The organism is Butyrivibrio sp. AE2005, from assembly GCF_000686965.1.
GTDB classification, from domain to species: Bacteria; Bacillota; Clostridia; order Lachnospirales; family Lachnospiraceae; genus Butyrivibrio; species Butyrivibrio hungatei_A.
The window spans coordinates 1-24124 of the sequence record NZ_JMMD01000004.1; the positions used below are offsets into that span (position 1 = coordinate 1).

General features: G+C 38.3%; 22 protein-coding genes and 1 riboswitch. Of the genes, 19 read left to right on the forward strand and 3 right to left on the reverse strand.

What is annotated here, in order from left to right:
- The 6 genes from DL92_RS0104580 to DL92_RS0104605 all read left to right on the forward strand — a co-directional run.
- Positions 1 to 3800, forward strand: a 3800-nt coding sequence (locus tag DL92_RS0104580; RefSeq protein WP_026667030.1) for an AAA domain-containing protein, incomplete at its 5' end; no start/stop codon positions are given.
- A 30-nt stretch (positions 3801 to 3830) separates the two neighbouring features.
- Entirely contained in the window at positions 3831 to 4421 is a 591-nt protein-coding gene (locus DL92_RS0104585) for a hypothetical protein (protein WP_026667031.1), read from the forward strand.
- 87 nt (positions 4422 to 4508) lie between these two features.
- On the forward strand, positions 4509 to 5153 hold the full coding sequence (locus tag DL92_RS0104590) for an MBL fold metallo-hydrolase (protein ID WP_026667032.1): 645 nt from the start codon (positions 4509 to 4511) through the stop codon (positions 5151 to 5153).
- An 85-nt stretch (positions 5154 to 5238) separates the two neighbouring features.
- Positions 5239 to 6036 (forward strand): hypothetical protein, encoded by a 798-nt coding sequence (locus tag DL92_RS0104595; protein WP_026513607.1) that lies wholly within the window; start codon positions 5239 to 5241, stop codon positions 6034 to 6036.
- A gap of 86 nt (positions 6037 to 6122) precedes the next feature.
- Entirely contained in the window at positions 6123 to 6704 is a 582-nt protein-coding gene (locus tag DL92_RS0104600; RefSeq protein WP_026667033.1) for an alpha/beta hydrolase, read from the forward strand.
- 44 nt (positions 6705 to 6748) lie between these two features.
- The gene (locus DL92_RS0104605; RefSeq protein ID WP_026513608.1) at positions 6749 to 7510 is read left to right on the forward strand and encodes a hypothetical protein; all 762 of its coding nucleotides are present in this window, start codon (positions 6749 to 6751) and stop codon (positions 7508 to 7510) included.
- A gap of 285 nt (positions 7511 to 7795) precedes the next feature.
- On the opposite strand, the gene DL92_RS0104610 is transcribed toward DL92_RS0104605, so the two are convergent.
- Together DL92_RS0104610 and DL92_RS0104615 are read right to left on the reverse strand one after the other, a co-directional pair.
- Positions 7796 to 9475, reverse strand: coding sequence for a hypothetical protein (locus DL92_RS0104610; RefSeq protein WP_026667034.1), 1680 nt, complete (start codon positions 9473 to 9475; stop codon positions 7796 to 7798).
- A 159-nt stretch (positions 9476 to 9634) separates the two neighbouring features.
- On the reverse strand, positions 9635 to 10012 hold the full coding sequence (locus tag DL92_RS0104615) for a hypothetical protein (protein WP_026667035.1): 378 nt from the start codon (positions 10010 to 10012) through the stop codon (positions 9635 to 9637).
- A gap of 224 nt (positions 10013 to 10236) precedes the next feature.
- On the opposite strand from DL92_RS0104615, the gene DL92_RS0104625 reads away from it, so the two are divergent.
- The 5 genes from DL92_RS0104625 to DL92_RS0104645 all read left to right on the forward strand — a co-directional run bounded on the left by DL92_RS0104625 (position 10237) and on the right by DL92_RS0104645 (position 17362).
- Entirely contained in the window at positions 10237 to 11871 is a 1635-nt protein-coding gene (locus tag DL92_RS0104625; protein ID WP_026667036.1) for a hypothetical protein, read from the forward strand.
- A 3-nt stretch (positions 11872 to 11874) separates the two neighbouring features.
- Positions 11875 to 14886, forward strand: coding sequence for an ATP-binding protein (locus DL92_RS0104630; RefSeq protein WP_026667037.1), 3012 nt, complete (start codon positions 11875 to 11877; stop codon positions 14884 to 14886).
- A gap of 1 nt (position 14887) precedes the next feature.
- Complete coding sequence (locus tag DL92_RS0104635; RefSeq protein ID WP_026667038.1) at positions 14888 to 16420, forward strand: DNA/RNA non-specific endonuclease; 1533 nt, start codon at positions 14888 to 14890, stop codon at positions 16418 to 16420.
- Between the two features lie 20 nt (positions 16421 to 16440).
- Positions 16441 to 16821 (forward strand): hypothetical protein, encoded by a 381-nt coding sequence (locus DL92_RS0104640; protein ID WP_026667039.1) that lies wholly within the window; start codon positions 16441 to 16443, stop codon positions 16819 to 16821.
- 100 nt (positions 16822 to 16921) lie between these two features.
- The gene (locus DL92_RS0104645) at positions 16922 to 17362 is read left to right on the forward strand and encodes a flavodoxin family protein (protein WP_026667040.1); all 441 of its coding nucleotides are present in this window, start codon (positions 16922 to 16924) and stop codon (positions 17360 to 17362) included.
- Between the two features lie 43 nt (positions 17363 to 17405).
- Here the strand turns inward: DL92_RS0104645 and DL92_RS0104650 are convergent, their stop codons facing one another.
- Positions 17406 to 17690, reverse strand: a complete 285-nt coding sequence (locus DL92_RS0104650; protein WP_026513613.1) for a hypothetical protein — start codon at positions 17688 to 17690, stop codon at positions 17406 to 17408.
- Positions 17691 to 17882: 192 nt separating this feature from the next.
- Positions 17883 to 17958, forward strand: a riboswitch (cyclic di-GMP riboswitch).
- Positions 17959 to 18212: 254 nt separating this feature from the next.
- Here DL92_RS0104650 and DL92_RS0104660 point away from each other — a divergent pair.
- The 8 genes from DL92_RS0104660 to DL92_RS0104695 all read left to right on the forward strand — a co-directional run bounded on the left by DL92_RS0104660 (position 18213) and on the right by DL92_RS0104695 (position 24123).
- Positions 18213 to 18455, forward strand: coding sequence for a hypothetical protein (locus tag DL92_RS0104660; RefSeq protein WP_026513614.1), 243 nt, complete (start codon positions 18213 to 18215; stop codon positions 18453 to 18455).
- A gap of 273 nt (positions 18456 to 18728) precedes the next feature.
- A complete protein-coding gene (locus tag DL92_RS18230) occupies positions 18729 to 19103 on the forward strand; it encodes a helix-turn-helix domain-containing protein (protein ID WP_034462092.1) in 375 nt (124 codons plus the stop codon).
- Between the two features lie 111 nt (positions 19104 to 19214).
- Positions 19215 to 19763 carry a sigma-70 RNA polymerase sigma factor region 4 domain-containing protein gene (locus tag DL92_RS0104670; protein ID WP_051563168.1) on the forward strand — a complete coding sequence of 183 codons (549 nt, stop codon included), beginning with the start codon at positions 19215 to 19217 and terminating at the stop codon, positions 19761 to 19763.
- A gap of 12 nt (positions 19764 to 19775) precedes the next feature.
- Positions 19776 to 19997, forward strand: coding sequence for a DUF6462 family protein (locus DL92_RS0104675; RefSeq protein WP_026513616.1), 222 nt, complete (start codon positions 19776 to 19778; stop codon positions 19995 to 19997).
- 162 nt (positions 19998 to 20159) lie between these two features.
- Positions 20160 to 21380: a tyrosine-type recombinase/integrase gene (locus DL92_RS0104680; RefSeq protein WP_034462090.1), complete on the forward strand. Its 1221-nt coding sequence runs from the start codon at positions 20160 to 20162 to the stop codon at positions 21378 to 21380.
- An 827-nt stretch (positions 21381 to 22207) separates the two neighbouring features.
- Positions 22208 to 22405 (forward strand): DUF3970 family protein, encoded by a 198-nt coding sequence (locus tag DL92_RS20645; protein WP_081816829.1) that lies wholly within the window; start codon positions 22208 to 22210, stop codon positions 22403 to 22405.
- A gap of 22 nt (positions 22406 to 22427) precedes the next feature.
- Positions 22428 to 23213 (forward strand): ParA family protein, encoded by a 786-nt coding sequence (locus DL92_RS0104690; protein WP_026667042.1) that lies wholly within the window; start codon positions 22428 to 22430, stop codon positions 23211 to 23213.
- Positions 23203 to 24123 carry a ParB/RepB/Spo0J family partition protein gene (locus DL92_RS0104695; RefSeq protein WP_026667043.1) on the forward strand — a complete coding sequence of 307 codons (921 nt, stop codon included), beginning with the start codon at positions 23203 to 23205 and terminating at the stop codon, positions 24121 to 24123. Before DL92_RS0104690 ends, DL92_RS0104695 begins: the two co-directional genes overlap by 11 nt.
- Position 24124: the final 1 nt, after the last annotated feature.

Genomic DNA, 24124 nt, shown 5'->3' on the forward strand with positions numbered 1-24124 from the left:
GTGAACAGGACCGAGTAGAAAACGAGATTATAGATTTACATACTGTTGTTGATGCGGACTCCAGTCAGATTGAAGCTATAGAGATGGTAAAGACCGGCAAGAGTTTTGTGCTTCAGGGACCTCCCGGAACCGGCAAGTCACAGACTATCACAAACATTATTGCAGAGTGTCTCCATGATGGTAAGAAGGTTCTTTTTGTATCAGAGAAACTTGCAGCGCTTAGTGTTGTATATGACAAATTGAAGCAGGCAGGTCTGGAGGAATTTTGTCTAGAGCTTCACAGCCATAAAGCAAATAAGAAAGAAGTTATCAATGAACTTTGCAAAACCTTAAGAGCTGACAGGAGCGCTGTGTCATCGAGAGCAGATGCTGAGGTTCAGGCAAAAGCAAAATTGCAGAAACAGCTGGATGCATATGCAGAGGAACTTCACAAACCTATTCCTGTGATAAACAGGTCGTTGTATCAGCTCTATGATGCTCATTCAGCACATAGGAAAGCTCCAGACTTAGATTTTACACTGAATGATATAGCTAAAAAGGATGAAGCCTATCTTAACGAGGCAATAAATCTCCTCGGACAGTATGAAGAATACGTGTCGACAATTGGCCAGGATTATCGAAAAAATGAGTGGTTTGGATATAGGAGTGATAAGGCTACCTATGAAGCTCAAAATAAGTTGAAACAGGATCTTCAGATTATCAGTAAGGGATTGAGAGATGTGATATCCGAAGCTGATGGTATTAATGATGAATATTCTTTGAAGATGAACACCCTTTCTGAAGTCGGAAGGGTTATTCAGTTACTCAATATTCTTTCAGTGTCGGTCTTCTTGCGTCCGGTTATGCTAACTACTGAGAATATCAATATTCTGTCTTCTTTTTCAAAGAACATGGCAGAATTATGCAGGCAGATAATACCTATCAGAGAGAAGCTTAATGGCTTTTTCGAGGAAGATATATATAAGCTTAATGGACAGGAGAACTATAACAAACTTATAAAGCTTTATGCCGGCTTTTTACCCAGAATATTTAGCGCAGATTATAAGAGTATGATAACCGATATCAGGTTGGCTTCCAAAACCGGAAAGAAACCGAGGTATGCTGAGGCACAGGTTTACATGAGGGCTCTCATGGATTATCAAAGTTTCATGGGGCGATTTGAAGAAGAAAAAACAAAGGTTGCAGGTCTTATAGATTCAGAGCTTTTAAGCGTAGATACTGACTGGTCTCAGCTTGATTTAGAATTGGATTTGGTCGTAAGATGCTTTGAAAGTGGCATAAGCTGTGGAAACATCGCTATCATGGACGATGAAACATTCGCATCATCCAAGCCGGTATTTGGTAATCATGCAAATGTTATGGCAGGGGCTATGAACTCATTTACGGAAGTTCTGTCAGGGCTTCAGAAGGATTTCGATTCTAATTATGTATTCTTTGAATCAATGACGTTATCTTCACTGCTTGCCAAGATTGAACAGTGCTTGAGTTCTTTTGATAAAGTGGGTAACTGGATCAGATTTTATATTCTGTTAAAGCAGTTAGAGGAAAGAGATTTGCTTTCGTATGTTAACTGCGCTATTGAGAATAAAGTCAATCAGGATCAGATTGTAGCTGCATATCAGAGATTGTTTTATAAACAGTGGATCAATCATGTGATTTACGGAAATCCGGTTTTTGCAAACTTTACACGTATAGCGCAAGATAAGGCTGTAAATCAGTTTTCACAGAAAGACAGGTTACAGTTTGAGATTAGCAAAGCCCAGATTAAGGCTGAACTGTCGGCTAAGCGTCCATCCTTAGATATGATGGCAGGAGGTAGTGAAGTATCTATTCTTCTCAGGGAAGGAGAAAAGAAACGCAAGCAGAAGAGCATTAGAAAGCTTTTAGATGAGACAGGAAACCTTGTTCAGGTAATCAAGCCTTGCTTTCTTATGTCTCCGCTTAGTGTGAGCACTTTTCTTAGTGATAATGGGATTACTTTTGACACTGTAGTATTTGACGAGGCATCACAGATTTTTCCGCAGGATGCTATTGGAGCTATATACAGAGGAAAACAGCTTATAGTAGTTGGTGATTCTAAGCAGATGCCGCCAAGTAATTTCTTTAATTCAACAGTCGAACTTGATGGCGATGATGAAGAGGGCGATGATATTACAGATTTTGAGTCTATACTGGATCTTTGCTCCACATCATTCCCGCAACTTCGCTTGAAATGGCACTATCGTAGTAGATATGAACAGCTGATTGCGTTTTCAAATAAGAACTTTTACGACAATACGCTGGTAACATTTCCTTCATCAACGGTTGACCATGAAGGAATCGGTGTCGATTATTATCATGTGGATGGTTTTTTTGATAGAAAGAGCCATACAAACATAAAAGAAGCTGAATTTATTGTAGATCTTATCTATAAGAATATTGATCTTCATCCAAAGCGAAGCCTCGGTGTCGTTGCATTTAGTGTGGCACAGCAGGATCTGATTGAGCGTTTGCTTTCCAAGAGGAGAGAGGAAGATTCTTCTAAGGAATGGTTTTTCAAACGTGATGACGTGGCAAAAGAACCTTTCTTTATCAAAAATCTTGAAACAGTTCAGGGTGATGAAAGAGATACTATCATATTCAGTGTTGCTTATGGTAAAGATTCTCAAGGAAGATTGTTGCATTATTTTGGACCACTTAACAGAGTGGGTGGTGAACGAAGACTTAATGTAGCTGTTACCCGTGCAAAAAAGAATGTTCAGCTTGTGTCTTCAATGCATGCAACAGATATCGACCTTGGACGTACTTCTGCAGAAGGCGCAAGGCTTCTCAGAGAATATCTGGATTACGCTGAGCACGGTGAAGTTGCTCTTGAAAGATCTATCTCTGTGAATCCGTTTGAGCAGTTTGATTCTGAATTTGAAATGGATGTTTGTGATTTCTTGCGTGATCACGGCTTTACCGTTGATACTCAGGTTGGATGTAGCGGATTTAGAATTGATCTTGGATTAAAAAAGCCGGACAGCTCGGATTATGTTTTGGCCATTGAATGTGATGGTGCTACATATCATTCTTCTAAGAATGCAAGGGATAGAGATAGGCTTCGCCAGGAAATCCTCGAGCGAATGGGATGGAGATTCTATCGTATCTGGTCCACGGACTGGTTCAGAAATACTGCTGTAGAAAAAGAAAGACTTCTTAAAGCTGCTACAGAAGCAATACATCTTGGAAGGTATGTTAAAGCGGAAGAAAGCAAACAGGAAGAGGAAGCTCCGGTTGTTTTTGAAAAGACAATAGCTCCTAAACATTTGGAGTTCCCGGAATATGTTGAGGCAGATGTACATAGTTTGAGAAATGAGCATTTATATGGTAATCAGCGCTTTGTAAAGAGTATTCTTGAAGTAGAGGCACCAATGTCTGAGGAATACCTTTTGAAGCGTATTTGCTTTATCTATGGTCGTGAGAAGGTAACAAGCGTTGTAAGACAGCAATTTACTAGTGATATGAGAGGGTGTGACAGAAACGGAATCATACGTAGAAACGGATTCCTGTATCTGTCAGAGCAGAATTCGTTTATGCTACGTGTTCCCGGCGCTAAGCGTGATATCAAATATATCGCGCCGGAGGAACTTGCGGCAGGCTTACATGTACTGCTTAAACAGAATTACACGGCTGAAAAGGACGGTCTTTACAAGGCATTGGTAAGTCAGCTTGGATTCTCTCGTATGGGTGAGGCTATTTATGCAAAGCTTGATGAAGCACTGATGCTATTGAGGGATGTAACAATTGACGGAGATATTATTTCTTTGAAGCAGGAATGATTGATCACCGCCAAGTAAGGAGATGGTTGTATGCCTAAAGTCAGTGAATTGACCGGAACTCCTTGGCATGTTGAGAAATTGACTAGAAATGAGGGAGATGAAAGGCGACATAAGAGCCACTGCATATATTACAGGAAAAAGGATTCATATTGTAAATATCAGTATATTGAATGCAGAGGATCCAGGTATTGCAAGTACTACAAGACTAATGAGATAGAAGGTGTCAGTGTGAATGCTGATGCTCAGGTAAAGAAAAAAGAGACTATTGAAAAAATAACTGATGCTGAAGGCAAAAAAATATACCCTATAGGATCAAAGGTACGTCATCAAAAATTTGGAGATGGCTTCATTACGGATATATCAAATGGACACGTTTCTATTGATTTTGAAAATGTAGGCGAGAAGATTTTGGGACTGGATATATGTGTGGCAAAAAGATATCTGGAGATAATCGAGGTAGCGGTTATTTCTGAAAAAGAGAAAATTGAAGTAAGCAAAGTGATTGCAGTCGACGATACTAAGATCAACCATCCTCAAAGTGATGAAAAGAATCAAGACAAAGAGAGTAAATGGGGATGGCTTGGTAAATTGTTATCGGGTATATTTAAACGCAGAAAGTAAGGAAGAAATTTATAGAGATAGAAGAGGACAGTTGAGTAAACTTTTGAGTAGTGACAAAAAATCATTGGAATGGAGCAGTATAAAGAAATGCTGGACAACATAGATGTTTTTACCCAAAACAGCATAAGAATCCGAAGCGACCTCGGCGTGATTTATGTGGATCCTTTTCACATGAAGGAGGAGCCGCATGATGCGGATTATGTTCTGATAACGCATCCGCACTCCGATCATTTTTCGATTGAGGATATCAGAAAGGTGATCAAAGCGGAGACGATTCTTGTTGTTCCTGAGAAGATGGAGGATGACGCCGGAGAGCTTAAGCCTGATGTAAAAGATATTGTGACGGTTAAGCCTGGCATTTACAAGGAGATAAACGGCCTTGAGATGGAGACTGTTCCTGCTTACAACACGATAAAGCCGTTTCATCCAAAGCGCGCTGAGTGGGTTGGCTATATCCTTAGGGTTAACGGAAAGCGCATTTACATTGCGGGAGATACGGGAGCTACGAAGGAGGCAAGGCAGGTGAAGTGCGATATAGCTCTTTTGCCCATTGGAGGAACGTTTACTATGGATGCCAAAAGAGCTGCGGATCTTGCAAATACAATAAGGCCGGAATACGCCATCCCCGTCCACTACGGCGGACTTGTTGGGAAAAAGAGCGACGCTCAGATTTTTGCTTCGCTTGTAAAGAGCCCTGTGAAGGTTGTTGAGAAGATGCAGTATTTTGATTGAGATAGGGCGAAGTAGCTTATGGGGATGTGACCTTGGAAATTACAAGCGAATGATGGAATAAAGAACTAAAAAGGAAAAAGCGGAAATGAATCTTAAAGAATTTTATTTTCAAAATATCAAACCGGATGCTTATCATTACATTTTTTTTGACTCAATAAAGAATGTTAATAAAGTTTACAACGTTTTTGATGGAGAAAAAGAAGTTAAGGACTATGAATTTGAGGTTTTTGATGTAGAAGAGGCAATAGTAAAATTTAAAGAATTATGTCAGCCAGATGTCAATTTTAATAAAGAAAAAACATGTTGGTTTTACCTGTTGACGTTTTATTTATTTTCTATGGGATATGAGATTAAGGAATTTCCACGGCTGTTAGCACGTCCGCCTAGGAATCCATCAGATTTCACATATAGCGATATTAGAAATAGAATCATTGCTAATGGCGAGGATGATAATGGAACAGTTAGATATGCGACTCGTAGAGCGTTTGTTGCGGGACTAACATTTGAAATAAAGAATACTCATATAGATATAGGTGATTCAATCGAACAAAAATTTATAGAAATTTCAAATAGAAATGCATCATTTAACAATATGAGTACGGATGAAAAATTAGCAGAAATAGCCAATCTCATAGAATACATGCTTAAGAAGAATGGAAAATTTATAAATCTGAATTACGCATCAGTATGTTTTGATTATGTTTCGGATGAAAAGATTACATCGTACAGAAAGAAAATGCAATGCTTTAGGCATTCTACTAATGAAGCAATTGCTGAACGAAAATCATATTCTGAAGAACAAAAGGCTTTCTTTGTAGATTATGGATTAGTGATTCTGAAGGTTATACACGTATTAACGAATAATACACTGATAGTTGGATAGTTATTGATTTATACTTTAAATTGATCTATCTGTTAGAAGTCGAAAAAAGATTTTATAGAACTGATGAAGAAAAATGGAGTGTAGGATTGAATAGGTATCCTCGTGAACTTGATGAACTTTTTGGGATAATACCGGGGACAGATACATGTCTTTTTATAAAAACAGGTCGTGGCGGAACTATATATGGATATAACGGTAAATATCTAAAATTGGCTCAGGATATTCATTCGAAGTATGGATATACGATATGCGTTTCTGCTAATCCGATTGATTCTACATGCAATTTAACGAGCGAGATTGAAGCCCTTTTAACGGTTTGTCCGAATGTAGAAAGAATATATTTTGCAGGTATTTCCAATGGTGCTTTGGTAGGTTCCCAGCAAGCGTGGGAAATAAGTATAATTGAAAAGATGCTTTTGATAAACGGCCCGCTTATGATCAACTGGCATAAAACAAAGAGCGGCATTGAAAAAGCTAAAGATAAGAGAGTGATGTTCGTGTATGGCGATAAGGATCCTTCCTATAAATACGCAGAGCTTATCAAGCTTATAGATGCGCCTCTATGCCAATTATATATTGTTCCGGGCGCAGATCATCAATTCAGAGGAATGGAGAAAGAGTTCGCAGAGCTTGTAGAATATTTTGCAGCCGAAGCTACTTCTGTATAATGAGTGCAATGTAGTGTTCCTGCAGAAAGAGGAATTGTAGGCTATTGATAGATTCAACCAAACTGAAATACAAAAAGTTCATAGACCCAAGGAGTAAGACAGTAGACGGATTCACAGAAGGATTTTCCGGAGAATTGCTACTCGGAACATCTCCAAATGGGAATAGATATATCATCAAACATACAGAAGTGACGGATGCAGGCAATGAATTTGTGGCGAGCTTTGTTGCAAGAAAGATGGGAATTCCGGTTGCAAAAGCGCATCTGCTGACACCTAATAAGAAATTCCGCTGTCCCTACGCTGTTGCTATTGATTATTTGGATGGCCTTGAGTTCGTGAAATACTCAAAGGAACTGACAGACCGTGAGAAAAGAGACATTCTTGCGCAGTTTGCGTTTGCAATCATGCTGAATAATTCTGATATCGTGCAGTTGTATAAGAGCATGGGAAGAGTAGTACAGGTGGATTTCGGTGATTCTTTTAATATGGGAGGATTGTTCCTTGAGGCTGCGCTTCGAAGTGGAGAAAAAGAGATTGCGCAGGACATCCTTGATAGATGTAGATCATCTTTTGCAATATCAGTAGATTGCATTGATTTTGAAATTCCTGAATTGTCTCGTCCTTTGGGAATGGAGCCGGATGAGGCAAGAGTAATAATGATCGATGCGGCAAAGAAGATCCTTAATATAACAATTGAAGATATGGAATACCTGGTGAATGAGCTTATGAACATCTATCCTAAAGGTGTGGCAATGAATTACGTATCGGCAATAGCCATGCTTCAGAGAAAGATGGAAACACTTTAATATAATATGAAACTGTTAGTTTTAATGAGTTTTCAAAAGCTTTGGGAAGTAGAGAACTCTTTGAGAATACTGTATTGTGATTTCAAGTTACGGAGGTTAGCATGGATACTCAAGTTATTACCGTAAATAATGAAGAAATAACGCATCGGAGGAAGAAGAATTTGATGAGATGTTTCCTGATTTTCCGCTATCTTTGTGCAGGGAACTTATCAGAACTGTTATAGCTTAGGTTAAAATGTTTATACTTAAAACTGACCCATCCGGGTCAATTTTAAGTGTAAACTTTCACTTTATCAAGTCTTGATAAATCTGCCTTACAGCTTTGTCGATATTGTAGGTGCCGATATATCCGAAAGGAATTTTCCGTTCCCTGACGGCGGCAATGAATTTGTAGTAGCTGACGTGGCTTATGTAATCGGTGTAGAAATATACTTTGTCTTTGTTCTCAAGCATAGCGCCGTCAACAGTTTTGTAGGCATTTACAGAAATGAACTTCCAGTTGGGAAACAGCTCTTTTAACTTGTTCTGCCAATTAATGTGACCACCGATTATGACAATTTTTTTCTCTGCGATTAGTTTTTTCATTTCTGAAAGAGTGTCTTCCTCTACGGGGGCATCTTCCTCGTGTTCCAGATTATATGCGAACTCGCGCAGTGATATGAGCTCATCTCTTTCTTCTTCATATTTTTTTAGAAGGCTGTTTGCCTCGTCAGAAGAGCGTTTTGCTGATCTATATTGATCACGGAGATACATGTTCTCTTGCTCTTTTTCATGGAGCTTTGCTCGAAGCTCGGCAATCTCATTTATATAATCTTCTTCACCGATTGCTCCATTGCTTACGGGAGCAACAGTCGTCATGGCTTTTTTGACTTCTTTCTTTGAAGTGTTTTTGGATGTGATGTCATTCGGGTTAAACTGGGCGTATTCATAATCGAGCGGATCTACTTCTTCGCCCAAAAGATAACTGATCTCAGTTTCATAGCTGTCGGATACGTCTGCAAGCCCTTCGACAAGATTATGGATATTGGTGAGCTTTTGGACCTGTTCGAACGTGAACTCTTTATTCGGATATTCGGTTTTTAAAAGTGCAAGAGTGCGAGTCATCTGATGCTTTAATTCAAAAACGAGATCGATACAGTGATAAAGGTAATCTTCACTAAAACCGCGGCCTCTCAGACATGTGGAAGTGAAATCATTTATGTCGTAGAATGCTTCATGGACTCTATCATAGTGAGCACCGGCTTTTTCTTCTTCATCAAACCATACGTCAATCTGGGTTTTGCATTCTGCATAGAGGTCTGAATCTACAGTCTGATATTCACAGAGTTCTTCGTCGTAACGAATCCAGTCATCTCTGCGTTTTAACAGTAGTTTAAAGAGAATAGAGCAGTCATTGTTATATTCAATGTACATGAATGGGCACATACCCAAGATTCTTCCCATTGCAGAATAGTCACATCCGCCTCTTTCGTCTTCTGAAAGTCCGAAAATCTCAGCAGTGGATATTTTGCGGAATTTTTTCAGCTTGCTGTATTCCGGTTTATGGTAAGTCTTATAAAGGTATTTGATAAGTTCGACACAGTAGGAATCACCAAGCTTTGCTCCGCTGTATATCAGTGCAACAATCTTTTTGTGGGTTGAATATGATGGCTTTCTGGTTCTGAAAGAAAGAGAGCTAAATGTACATACTTCATTAAACTCATGCAACCTGTCTTTGCAATTTTTTAAAAAATCCTGCTCAATCAGGGCAAAATCTATCTCCATATTTGCGGTAAGGAAGTCTTCTAAGAAGTAGTAGTCAACTCCTGCAGTGTCAGGAGCAACTATTTTTTCATTCTCATTTTGACCAAAGTATTCCATCATGATTCCGGCAAGATCTTTTTTCGCTTCGAAATGCTTTTGTAGCTCTTGTTCGGAAACTTCTTCAAAATAATCGTTGCTGAACGGAAATAGTGGTGTTGGCATATGCGTTCCTCCGGTATCTTTGGGGTATGTCTATATTGATAAGGATACATTAAAAACGGGTGGGAGTACAACTGGATATCAGAAGGTGAGCAATGATAAGTCACTATAATCCGATGTTGATTGTCAAGAAAATTTACCTCCGGGTCTAGACTGCAAACGCTATGATAAATCATCAAATCTATATTTCCGTCTTACATATATGTTTATTCCGATTGCAACTGCTGTATTTAGTATGGTGAGTAATATATCTCCCAAAATTTTGGTAAGAAAAAATACCGGTATTCCCAATATGATGGATGTAATAATCGTCATAGTTCTTTGAATAAAATGCTTATTTCTATTGCGGTGAAAGCAGAATGAGGCTAATAATGCAATAATTAGTGCAAGTGTAGGGTTGTTAGAAATAATAGTAATAAATATTCCTGTTGAAATGAAGATAAGGAGCAGATCAAAGAAGTAGCATGCACCAAGCGCAAATGAAAGTAAAGCTAATGATGCGACAAGGCCTGCTTCTGCAAAAAAAATTAGAATAACCATTGTCAAGTTCTCCTGCGTAATGATTAATCGATAATACTAATTTTATTTTACAACATTATAATGGCGTGGGGGAATTCTGATTACATGTATTTGGATAAGTCGGTAAAAATACATGTAAATGAATAGAAGTGCTTGATATAGCGGAAAGTTTATGGTTATTTTATATCTCCTAAAAGTGGTTAATGGTAGAATTAATTTAGCTTTCATTGAAATGGAGGTAGCAGATGATAAAGGCTGAGCTTGAGTATAATCCATATTTATTAGAAACAACAATAAAATTCAATGGACAGGCGCCGAGAATTAATAGTCTGGTTGAGAAATATGAATATGAACCGCTCAGAAATTGGATAAATAAGATTCCGAGCATTTTTTATGATGAAATGAACGGATATGATTTTGAACTAGAATTTTCAGGAACAGAGAGAGACTATAAAGAGCTAAAAACAACTTTTGAGAATGGGGGGATATGTGAAGGACAGGTACGTATCTTCCATAAGAATATTCTTGATAGTAGAAAAGAAAAAAATACAAAAATTGAGATGTTGCTAAAATGGCTCGAAGATAATGAAAATGCACATTTTGATTTCGCTCAATTTAAAAGAGATAATGATGATTTATTAGAGGGTCTATATCCGTTTATCATCATTAATGGACATGGAATTGATATCTCGGCATTTGAAAATACAGAGATTTCGGTGGAGCTTATAGATGCTGTAGAAGAGGTGACGCATACAGCTTTAGAAGATACCCCGATTCTTATTAATGTGGCGGGAAATAATTATAATCAACTAGCATCAATAGTGACTACACTTTCTAGAAGAGATGATGTAAAAGAAAAACAGTTATTCTTCATGGTCGAGAAACCACTAAGCAGAGCTCGTATTGAAAGAATACTGATTGATATTGGCATTGAGCATCCTCAAATTGTTTCGAAGATTGATGATGAGATAGTGTTGCGTTATCTGGAATTATATCCATATTCTGATTACATTCATGATGTCTTGGTTATTTTAAGAAAAGAGATAGATGAGGTAACAGGGGTTCTGGAAGAAGAAAATCGTGAAAAGTCTGAAGCTAATAGAGAAGTATACGATAAATTGGAAAAACTCGATGAAGTGATTGATAAGCTTAAAAGGGCAGAGGAATGTTTTGAAAACGATTATAACAATGAAATGCCTGAACAATGGGGGAAAAGCCAAGAAAAACTACTTAATTTTGTTAAGGACTGGAAAATAAAGAAAACTAATATAAAAAGGTTAAGTGATGCTCAAAGGTATGCAAGTGAATTTTATGCTGATGTTAGCGAAAGGTTTGCAAAGTATATACAAGAAATAGATGAATTATATAAACACAATATTGATGAATTAAGTTTTCAATTTAAGGAATGGTATTATGAAGCAGACTACCAAGATGCGTTTGATCCGGAGATTTTTGATAAAGAGATATGTATAGCAGAGGGGATAGTTTCGTTTGAAGACGATCTTATGGATATAAAGAGCGAACAGTACGTTTATGCAAAGGAAGGATTAATCGAAAAATTATTTAAAGAATCAGGTGATGATAATAAAGAGATGATGCTGGAGACAACATTTTATCTACAAGAATGGAGAGACTATGTATATGGGCTTGTGGAGCCATTAGCTAAAAAGGTTATGACAGAGTACTTTAACGGTATCTGTAATTATAAAAAACAGATAGTATCGGCGTATATTCAGCATTTATCAGAAGAAATACTTAAGAAAAATGATGAAAGGGATATTGTATCAAGCCAATTATCAGATGATGAAAAGAAGCTACAGGATGATAATGATTGGGTAAAAGAATTTGAAGATAAGCTAAGAAATCTAGAGAGGTGTTGATATATGAATGATGTAGCTAAGATTAACCCTACAGATATCGCTGAAACAGATATATCGATAGAAAATAGGTTAGAGATAATTGAAGATGGAATAAGAAAAAAATATCTTGCAAGATTGAGTGATATGTTTATAGCTTCTGTGGATAATCTTTGTTCTCTTGAAGAAGACATCATTGATAATATTCGTTTATATCGTGTTACAGAGATGGTTTATCAAAAAGGAGAATCTGCTGTTGATAAGTTTACCACTGTTTTTAATACGATTTCTACTTACAATGCCTCAGTTTATATAATAATTGACTCTGATGGAAAGAAAACAGATTTTTATATCGGGGTTAGGAATAATGAGACGGATGATCTGTTGAAGAGATCTACGGTTACGCTTGGAGATACTCTGAAGAATACTTTAATTGGTCATTTCCCAGGAATAAAAATTCAAAATGAGGACCGAAAAAAAATTGAGAAATTATCAAACAAGATATATAGCCAACATAATGTTGCATCAGTAAGTGTAGTGGGAAGTAATAAGTTGGTAAATGCTCAGAATAATGAACAGTTTGTTCAAGGCCTTGAAAAATTAGCTTTAGCTATGTATGGACGGCAATATGTTGGAATCATTATTGCTGAGAATCAATCGCCTCAAATGATTCAAAATCTAAGGAAAAGTTATCAAAATCTATATACTAAGTTGTCTCCATTACAGAAAATTCAGTTTTCTGAAAGCGAATCAGAGAGTAGCAGTAGAAGTAAGTCTTTTGCTGAGATGGATGGAAAGCAGAAAGCAGCTATGATAGGAGGAGCAGTTGCTTCTATAGCTGGCGTTGTAGGAGGAGCTTTTTTAGGAGAGGCAGCTAAAGTAGGAGCTACTGGAGGAGCCATGTTTGGAGGGCAAGTAGCAGGTCAACTTAATGGTTTTATCAATTCTTTGGCTCCTAATGAACAATTGACGAAAAATACAACTACGCAGACATCCACAACTACAGAAAATAAAGAAGTTACTGATATATTACAGTTGATAGATGAATCTATAAAGAAAACCAATGAGTACGATAGTTATGGAATGTGGAATGTAGCAGGTTATTTTGCGTCTGATGATATGTCAGCGGCTGAAATTGCCGCAAGTAATTATCGGTCATTGATGAGTGGAGATACATCTGGGAGAGAAGTTGCTGCAATTAATTCTTGGAGAAGCAATAATCCTAATCTAAATGGTGATTTTTCGGATCTTACTACATATATATCAAGGTTTGTGCATCCTAAATTTTGCTATGGGAATAGTGAGGACTATGTTGTATTAACTGATGCTTCTACAGCAATAAGTGGAAAAGAACTTGGGCTTCATTTAGGATTTCCTAGAACTACGGTTCCGGGATTACCTGTAATAGAACATGCTGAATTTGGTAAGGAGGTTTTTTCATATAGACTGTTTTCTAAGAAAACTTCTTTGGCTCCTGAAGATAGAATGACACTTGGCAGGGTGTTTGATCTTGGTCAAATAACTAACAAAGTGGTGGAACTTGATAATAAAAGTCTAAATATGCATACCTTTATTACTGGTTCTACTGGATCGGGTAAAAGTAATACTGTGTATCAGATGCTAAATGAATTGCATCAGGATAAAATCCCTTTTTTAGTTGTTGAACCTGCGAAAGGCGAGTATAAGGATGTATTTGGTAATTATAGTGATGTTAATGTGTTCTCTACAAATCCTAAGATTGCCGAATTAATAAATATAAATCCATTTATGTTTCCAGAATCAATACATGTATTGGAACATGTGGATGGTCTTGTTGAAATATTTAGCGTTTGTTGGCCTATGTACGATGCTATGCCGGCTTTTTTTAAAGACGCGATTCTAAAATCATATGAAATAGTTGGATGGGACTTGGGATCTTCGACATTTGATGGTGAAGAAGTGGAATATCCAGACTTTGAGATTCTCGCTGAACAATTAAATGAATTGATTGAGGAATCAGACTATGCATCAGATATCAAGTCTAACTATAGAGGAGCTTTGATTACACGAGTAAGGTCGTTAACTGTCGGACTTAATAAATATATTTTTTGTTCTGGACAGACTCCATACAAAAGGATTTTTGATGATAATTGTGTTTTGGACATCAGCAGAGTGAAATCAGGTGAGACAAAAGCTCTGATTATGGGACTTATAGTATATATCCTGAATGAGTATAGGGTGGATAGAAAAGTAGCAAATAATAATGGGCTTAAGCATGTAACAGTGCTTGAGGAAGCGCATAATCTACTTAAGAATACGTCTGGTGGTGGAGATTCGGAACTTGTTGGAAAATCTGTAGAAATGCTTACGCAAACTATTGCTGAAATACGTACATATGGAGAAGGCTTTATAATTGTTGATCAGTCACCATCATCGGTTGATATTTCTGCAATAAAGAATACTAATACAAAGATAGTTCTTAGGACACCGGAAGCAAATGATAGAGAAGCTGTAGGAAGATCCATGGGACTTACAGAAGATCAGGTAAATGAAATCGCAAAACTTCCTAGCGGAGTTGCGGTAGTATATCAGAATGATTGGGTCAGCCCAGTATTGACGATGATTGATAAGGCTCCTGTTATAGATGATGTTCCTTATGTTAATAGTAATCCTGTCAAAATAAGACCATTAAAGGAGGCAAGATTGGAACTTGTCTCTGTATTGATGTCGCCGTGGATAAAGCATGAAAGAATTAGGAAAAAAGTGCTACTTCAGGATTTGAAGGCAATAGATTTATCAAGTAATCATAGAAAAATAATTATGAAGTATATAAATGATTATGTTTTTTTCTGTGGGAAACTTGTATGGGATGTCGAGGAAATTCCTAAGTTACAGAAAAGTTTGATGGCTATACTTGGTATTACAGAATCAGATTATGAAAGGATAATTGATTCGGAAATGCCAGATATGCTTAGAGAAGCTGTGATAAAAAAGACAAAAGGTTTTGGTGCTCAAGAAGTTGATGAAATTTGTCATGTATTAACAAAGGTGGTGAAATAGTATGGGTGCTGGACTGAATGGTTTTGAGAAGCTTGATAGTAATGTGGCTAAGAACGAAAAATTTGATATTTCTGGCAAGATAGAATCGTTCAACAAATCTTTTAAATCAAGTGTTGAGGACGTTAAGGGGAGTTTTGGGCAGATTGAGCAATCTATGGGTGATTCTATATCCAAGGCTATTGGTAGAAATGAAGTTGGAAATGCAGTAAAAAACTATTTTGACGGAGAGAATAAACTTGTAAAGACTGTTGAACTGATTGAAGATGGGATTACTAAGACAACTAGCTATGATGGTAAAGGTACAGCTTATCTAGAAGAAATCACTGATACTGTGAAGTATACAACGGAGTTAAAGCTTAAGCCTGATATAGAGATTATCAAAGAAAATTTTGTTGCCAAGACAGATGATTTTGGAAGGACTATTAGTTGTAAGGTTGATGATGTACAAGTAAAAGCGTCTTCGAGAGAAATTCTAAGTGAGAAATTAAAAGATGCTACATACCGACCTAAAGATGAGAGGGGGCATATTATTGCTGATATCTTAGGCGGGCCAGCCACAAAAGAAAATGTAGTTCCACAGGACTTTAAGGTGAATAGAAGCCAAATGAAGCAAGTGGAAAATATTGTAAGAAAGCTTAAAGAGGATGGTCATAAAGTGGATTATGAGGTGAAGGTGAACTATGTTGCAGATGAGCAACGACCCTCTTTTTTTGAACCAACGATAAAATATGACGATAAAGTATACGAGTTACCGAATGATTTAAAGAAAATTTATAATGATTCTGATTCGAGTGCTGTTAAGAAAGTTGTTGTGGATATAGGAGAAAAACACGGATTGTCAAATAAGGTAGGAGTAGAACAGGGGGCATTTGCTGCGACAGTGACATGTGCTATGTCAACAGTGGACAATGTTTCGGCATGTATCAACGGTGAAATAACTGCAGACGAGGCAGCAATTAATATTGCAAAAGAGACAGCGGCGGCGGGGGCTGTGGGATATAGTGCAGGCTTTATTACTAACGAAGTAGCAACAGCTATGTCTGCGTCGACTAATTCGTTGATTTCATCATTAGGAAACTCGTGCATTCCAGCGGCGGCGGTATCATTTGGGATTTCATCCTATGACACAGTGGTTGATTATGCGAAGGGCGAAATAGGCGCAGATGAATTAGCATATGATTTAGGTGAGAATGCAGTAGGAGTTGCAGGTGCTATTGGTGGTTCAACGTTAGCAGGAGCGGCGATAGGGTCGATTGTACCTGGAGCAGGAACAGTGGTTGGAGCAGGTGCAGGCCTTGTTGGCGGTATGGTAGGATATGCTGTTACATCAGGAGCTTATGAAACTGTAGTTCAGAAGGCAGGAGATGCTATAGAAGCTCATGCAGATGAACTTGAACAGTTGCAAAATAAGGCAGAGTCAATTGCTCATAATACCATTAACATGGCGGCAGAATTTGGTGATGCTGCTGTTAGTGAAGTAAAGGCGGCTATAACTGATTTTAATATTAAAAATGCATTACCATTCAAAGTATGATAGCTGAAAGGATAAACTATATGAAAAATATAAAAAATTATAATGCAGATAAATATAGTGCTGGTAGTAGCGAGTATAAGCAAGCAGCAGATGGAGTTTTTAAGAAGATAAACGGCGATGAAACATTGTTTGTTACTTCTCTTATATTTGAACAGGAGCCGGAATTGGGAGAAGGAGAAAACGCTGAAGAAATATCTCAGTATCCTTTAGAAGATATACTTGATAAGTTTTATTGTTATATTACAGATTTTTATGATGATTTGAATGTAAAAAAATCAAATATATGTTATTTGGAATTTGCATCTGATGATATGGATGATATTGTTAAGTTAAGACAGATTATTGGTAAGCATGTATATAATAAAGAAGTGGATAATACAGTTGAATTGATTATCGAATAACAACAGACCAAAGAAACACTTTTCTGTTACAATAGTAAGAGCATTTACTGTGTTCTGATTGAGTATGGCTTATATAAAAAATGCAGAGGAGTGAAAACGTTTGAGTACATGTATTGTTTACTATTCTAAGCACCACGAGAATACCAAGAAAGTCCTTGATGCGATCAAGGCTGTGGATTCTGATGTGGTGCTTATTGATTCTGCACAGAAGCGAGAAGCAGATCTTCACGGATATGATAGGATTGGTTTTGCATCCGGGATTTATTACAGCAAATTCGCTGAGCAGATTTTGAACTTTGCCAAGATTAATCTTCCGCCGCAGAAAGATGTCTTTTACATAGCTACAGCAGGGAATCCTCTGAAAAGGTATTTTGACAGTATAGCAGAGATTACTAAGGATAAGCAGTGTAATGAGCTTGGTAGATTTCAGTGTAAAGGATTTGATACATTTGGCCCGTTTAAGCTCGTTGGTGGTATTCAGAAAGGGCATCCCACAGAGGATGAAATTGCAGACGCGGTGGAGTTCTATAAAGGTTTGTAAAAGAATGGTGTGAGTATGGCAGGTTTGGTTCTGGAAGGTTGTTTCATATCGCAATTCGCCACTTACTGTTATGGGTTTCAAAATATAACCGTACCTTCCGCTTGTAATCAAGCACAACAACTACACATTCAAAAACAAATGTGGAATAAGAAACATAGAGCCCGTCCGGAGTAGTATAAGGCCCCGGATGGGTAATGGTTCTATAACCTTTTATCGTATAATTTTCATACTGACCGTCTTCGTTCATAATGCGAAAACGAAGAGGAATAACTTCTCCGTTTGCCTTGTGCTGGCAGATGACGTCTACATTATCAATAACTCTACTCATAACAAATAACCTCAATGAAAAAGAACTGATGTTCGCATATATAATACACCTTTAGCAAAGATGTTTCAATCAAAATGAGCACGCTTTATTTTGCTAAATTGGTAAAATAAACTGCTTTATTTTGTAGGATTTGCCGTATCTTTTTAGGGGCGTCTCGGTTAAAATAAAAGTGTAAAAAATGTTCGAACAGAACAATACCAAGGGTAAAGCTGGAGCAATCCGGTGGCACAAAGCTATAGGGACTCACAAGAGTCAGCCAGTTGCGAGTATGAAGGGAGCTGGTGACAGCTTCTTTTTTTTCGAACCTTTAAAACTCTAATCGAAAGGAGAAGATTGTTTTTACGTTGTTTTAGTAAAATAGATTAGGGATGATCGCACAATAGTTCTTCATTTCTTTCGTGCATCTGACTATGTAGGTACAGTGCTTGCGTAGGGTGGACATACAGATTAAGGCCGGTAGTCAATTGGTTATTGTAAGAAATATTTTCCTTAATCTGTGGAAAGAGTATGGGGTAGAAGGTTATGAAAACTAAAATACCGGAAACAGGCGAACTGTGGGTGAATTGCCCAGTATGCGGAAATAAGATTATGCGAGCGGAATTCGCGTCATGTGTTGAAAAGTGTGATGTCTGCGGATCGGTGCTCAGGATTTGTGCGACCAAAAGGTTTGTTACTACTATTGTTAAAGATGAGAATGAAGCGCTGATCGAGATACTTCATAGGTATCATAAAGAGCTGTTAGGGCTTGCGATAGAAGCTTATTAGTAGCCTTATATTTACAATTTCATATAGATGAGATAATTGATGGACTAGTGCAGTGCCATTGAGCGAGGAACAGCATCATTTATCAAAAGTATTGCCAAGAGCTTAAAGAGTCGTGCGTGGCACGTAGCATCGAAGGAGCCTGCAAAACGGAAATATACCGAAAGGTTTTGACCTTAGGTCTATTGTGTTTTGCAGGCTCTATTTTTGTTTCTTGATATATCTGCTCTTGGCTAAGTATGTTTCCGTTTTGGGACTCCGGAACGGAGGGGAGATATGGGTAATGAGAGCAAAAGATTTGATGTGATGACACTTGGGGAGCGAATCAGATTTATCAGGAAGCAGAGAGGAATCAGTCAGGAAACGTTGGCTTCGCTTGTATTTACCAAGAAGCAGACAATTTCTTTATATGAACAGGATAGGCTTGAACTTAAGGTATCAATGCTTAAGAGGGTTGCCGTGGCTTTGGAGGTTCCGACATCAATATTTATCGATGAAGAAGAGTGTGGATGTATAAAGGATGTTTTCGAAGAGAAGGAGATGATGAACACTTTTAAGAATCTGGGACCTGAGCTTAAGAGAGTTGCTTTGGAGCAGTTGAGGGCGCTCGGAACTTTGAAAAGTCAATTCTGCGTTGACGCTGAGTCATAATCTTGGGACTCGTTGCATGCCATAGAAGCCCATAGAATGTAATTGTAGATAGAAATAACCGGTAACTATTTCTTGAATACAGCTGTTTCCTCTTTAGTTGGAGGATTTACAATGGCAAGTTTGGTAAAACAATATGCTGTGGCTGATGCTGCAGAAAGAGTGAGGTTGATCAGTAGCAATTTTGTAACTTTTCTTGGAATAATCGATAGCCATATCGATGGTCTTGTATATCTCATCGAGAGGGAGAAGGCTTCCAATCGAAGAGGAGGTATAGAGGATCTGGGAGTCCGAGTTCAGGATAACAAAATCAGTGATATTACAGGAAACACAGCTACCAATAATGTTCTGATACGTGACGCACTGATGGGGTGTGATTTTTCCAACGGAGTACTGACTGGGACAGATAGAGAAGAAGAGTTCAAGAAAGACGCATTTGTTATAAGACAGATGAGGCTGGATTACAAATTGTATAATGCTCAGCTTAACAGCTTGAAACCGAGAGAACGTGATATTTTTATGAGTCGCATAGAGTCACATGCGCCGTTGGGAGATATTGCAGATGCAAATGGGATTTCGGTTGAATCAGCAAGAAAGTGCATTTTTCGAATCAAGCAGAAGCTCATGAAACAGGTAGTTATGTATATGGAAGGAAGTATTTAGGAGGTACGTGCTATGCCAAAGACCAGAGCGGAGATTCCTCATCTTGAGGAAAAGGTAAAAAATGGGCGAAAGAAGTTTGTCAGATATGATGAAGCAGTGGAGCTTTATTCTATATGCGATAAGACGGTGAGGAAGTTTGCGAAGGACGCAGGAGCTACTTACAAGGTGGGGAGAGTTGTTTTGATCAATACAGAGTTGTTCGAGGAGTTTTTGGAGAATTTCAAAGAAAGATAATTTTTATAACAGATTGGTACAATGAAATACATTTTTGTCCAATCACTTATATAAAGAAAAAACACTATAACCAATCAAAAGAAAAGTCAATTGAAAGCGAGGAACAGTGCGGATTATAATGAAAATAATTCAACTGTTCCTCCAATTTTTAGGAGGAAGATTATGGCAAGAAAAGATAGCAAAGGTTATCAGTTACGAACAGGGGAGTCTCAAAGAAAGGATGGAAAGTATTGTTATGCTTACACTGACCGATTGGGGAAGCGGCATTACATCTATTCAAAGACCCTTGTAGAACTTAGAGAAAAGGAGAGACAGCTTCAGAGAGATTATGAAGACGGGCTTGATCCGGCAAAAGCTAAGACAATCACAGTAAACGATATGGTTCAAAGGTACCTAGATAATAAAAATAATCTTGCGACCAACACTAAGGGCGTATATGTATACCTTTTTGATCACATTATCAAAAAGGATTTTGGTAAAAGAAAAATAATAAGTATAAAGTATACTGATATCCTTACATATTATTATGGTTTGATAAAAAATGATGGATATAGTGGAAGTACGGTAGATCATGTAAATACAATCCTTTTTCCTGCGTTCAAGATGGCGATAAGGGATGGTTTGATAAGGACGAATCCTGCTGAAGGAGTCATGGCTGAGGTAAAAGCGAGTAAGTACTTTGTGAAGGAAAAAAGAGAAGCTTTGTCTGTTGATGAGCAAAGGAATTTTATGGAGTTTCTTAGAGGAAATCGTGAGTATGCAGGGTGGGTTCCTATCATTACAGTTCTTTTAGGTACAGGTTGTCGCATCGGAGAGGCTTTGGGGCTTACATGGAATGACTTGAATTTTGATGAAAGGACAATCTCTATTACACATGCTTTTTCCGACAGCCCTGATGAGAATCGCAAGACAAGGAAGCGTATCCATTCTACAAAGACTAAGGCAGGAATAAGAACGATTCCAATGTTTGATGAGGTATATCAGGCTTTCCTTGATGAATATGAGTTTCAAAAATGCATTGGATTCTGTGAGGAAGAAATTGATGGCTATTCCGGATTTGTGTTCTCAACAGCGAGTCATACCGTATATCTTCCTACAGCAATAAATCATGCTATTCATCGTGCTATTGTCCATTATAATAGTGAGGAAAAAGCAAAAGCGGCATACGAAGATAGGAAGCCAATCTTTTTACCTGATTTTTCATGTCATCATTTAAGACATACATTCTGTACAAGGCTTTGTGAGAATGATGTTAATCCCAAGGTTATTCAAGTTATAATGGGACATTCAGATATAACGACGACTATGAACATCTATGCTGAGGTCAAGAAAGAAAAGAAGCTTGAGACCTTCGAAGAGTTACAGGGAAAGATTATATTTTGATAATGAGCAGGCTGCGGATTACTTGATACCTTTATCGAATGATTTTTTGACTACAGAGCATAAAAAAAGAGACGTGTTGTTGTTAGGTTTTAGTCAATACATATTAAAGACGACAAAAAAGTAGGTTTTGTTGTGGTGTAGTCTCCAAACCCGCATGAATGCTGGATTTTTTGAAAAACATAGTGACAAATCCTTTCCAAAATGATACAATGAGTATGTAATAAATAGTGATTCCGAGATGTGCTTTGGAGAGCGCGTTGTCCTCGGATTATATAAGGTCTAAATAGGAACCTAAAGTACTATAAAGTGGGATTCGGAATAGAAGACCACGAAAAATAGGGATATACACACCGATTACAACACTATCCTTCCTTTCTATGGTGCTATATATCCATATTTGATAAGAATTCTAAAGTGTTGGTTCTCCTTAATTCGCTTCAATTCTGAAAGAGGAGAGATGTCGAACTGGTGTTCCCGACACTGAAGTCAACAAGCAAGTAAACCCCAGTAAAATCAAGGGTTTCAAGTGGTAAAAGGAACTTAGGTACCACAAAAGTGCCACAATAGTTCCAATTGTAGATGCAGAACAGTACATGATAATGCATTTACTCCTTGGGTAGTCAATCAAATATTTTGCAAAATTAAGGACACTTTCTAAAAGAGAAATCTTTTGAGAGTGTCCTTTTTGTTATGGTCAAAAATACATTTACAAGGAGGAGATGCCATGAAAATAAGTACAGCGATAGGTGCAGGCAGAGCGATTATGATGATAACCGTTCCCGAACTAAGACAGAGACTATACCAAATTAGAGGAGGAATGAACGAGTATGTTAAAAGTAAGAGTTTCGGGACCGACCTACGAGCTGAAAGATTATCTGGAACACATGGAAAAAGACAAGGTGTACCAGGTCACAAGCCAATCCAAGCCCTTAAAGAATAAGGGAACCAACAAGATCTTCCGAGTGTTTTCGGATGTGGACAAAAGAACAAAAATAGAAGCCCGCAAAAGGCAGGGCAACAGATAAAAAAAGAACAGGAGGAACGGTTATGGCTAAAGTAATCGCAGTAGCTAATCAAAAAGGGGGTGTCGGGAAGACAGCGTTGGCAAGCAATTTGAGCGTTGGTCTTGCCATGAATGACAAAAAGGTATTGGTCATTGATGCTGATCCCCAGGGAAATTTAACATCCAGTCTCGGTATAGATAATGCGGATGAACTGGAGAACACTCTTGCTTCTTTCATAGAGCGTGAGATAAATGAGGATCCGATAGATCCTGCGGAGTATATTCTACATAACGATGAAGGCGTGGATCTCATGCCGTGCAATATAAAGCTTGCCGGTATGGACTACATGATAATGAACGCTCTCAGCAGAGAGCATCTGCTGGATGCTTTTGTATCAAGCGTCAGGGACGAATACGATTATATCCTAATCGACTGTTCTCCCAGCCTTAATCTTGTGACAATCAACGTGCTGACAACTGCGGATTCTGTGATCATTCCGGTGGAGGCATCGTATCTTTCAATGGCAGGTCTTCAACAGCTACTTGCTTCAATAGGCTCTACAAAGAGAAAACTCAATCGTAAGTTGGAGGTTGAGGGCATCGTTATCAATAAGGTAAATACCCGTACCAACCATGAGAAAGATATCATAGAAAAGCTCCGTGAAGCCTATGGCAGTCAGATAAAGGTATTTGATGTGATGATACCGGAGTCCGTAAGGGCAAAGGAGTGTACTGCATACGGACACAGCATATATAAGCATGATCCTAAGTGCAAGGTTGCAAGGGCGTTTGAAGAACTGACAAAGGAGGTGCTGGCGTATGGCTGCTAAGAAACCACTTCCGGACAGGGTACAGCTAAAAGGACTGGATTCTCTTTTTGGTATTGATCAGGAGCAGACCGGACAGGTGCTTGAGGTTCCAATCAGAGAGCTTTTCCCATTTCAGAATCATCCGTTTAAGGTCTTGGATGATGAAAAGATGGCTCAGACAGTTGAAAGCGTCCGTGAGAACGGTATCCTCGTACCGATCATGGTTCGTAATAGACCTGAAGGCGGCTATGAAGTGATATCCGGTCACAGGCGTAAACATGCGGCTGAGATAGTCGGACTGGAGACGGTTCCTGTTATCATAAGGGATCTGACCGATGATGAAGCTGTGATTGCGATGGTGGACGCTAATCTCCAGAGGGAAGAGATTCTGCCGAGTGAGAAGGCGTTTGCTTACAAGATGAAGCTTGATGCAATCAAAAGACAGAATAAAGCGGGAAGACCTGAATCAAATAATTCTCGCCAAGTTGGCGAGAATTTATGGAGCGTGAATCAACTCAGCGATGGTAACAGTGATAGTGCAAGAACTATTCAGCGGTATATCCGTCTCACAGAGCTTCTGCCGCAGCTGTTGGAAATGGTTGATAACAAGAAGATAAAGTTCAACCCGGCAGTTGAGTTATCATATATCACTCCGAGTGAGCAGTTTCTTCTTATGGAAGTCATGGAAGAGGATAATGTTGTTCCGTCTCTTTCGCAGGCACAGCAGATAAAGAAGCTCTCACAGGAAAAACGCTGCACAAAGGAAGCACTCCACGCTCTGTTGGCGGTAGCCAGTATTAAGGAAAGAAATGTTGTCATTAAGCATGAAGTGATTATGCAGTATTTCCCCGCAGAGGCAAGCGATGCAGAAATTGAGAGTCTGATCGTAAGACTCCTTGCAGATTACCGTAAGACGCATGGAGGTGTGTAAA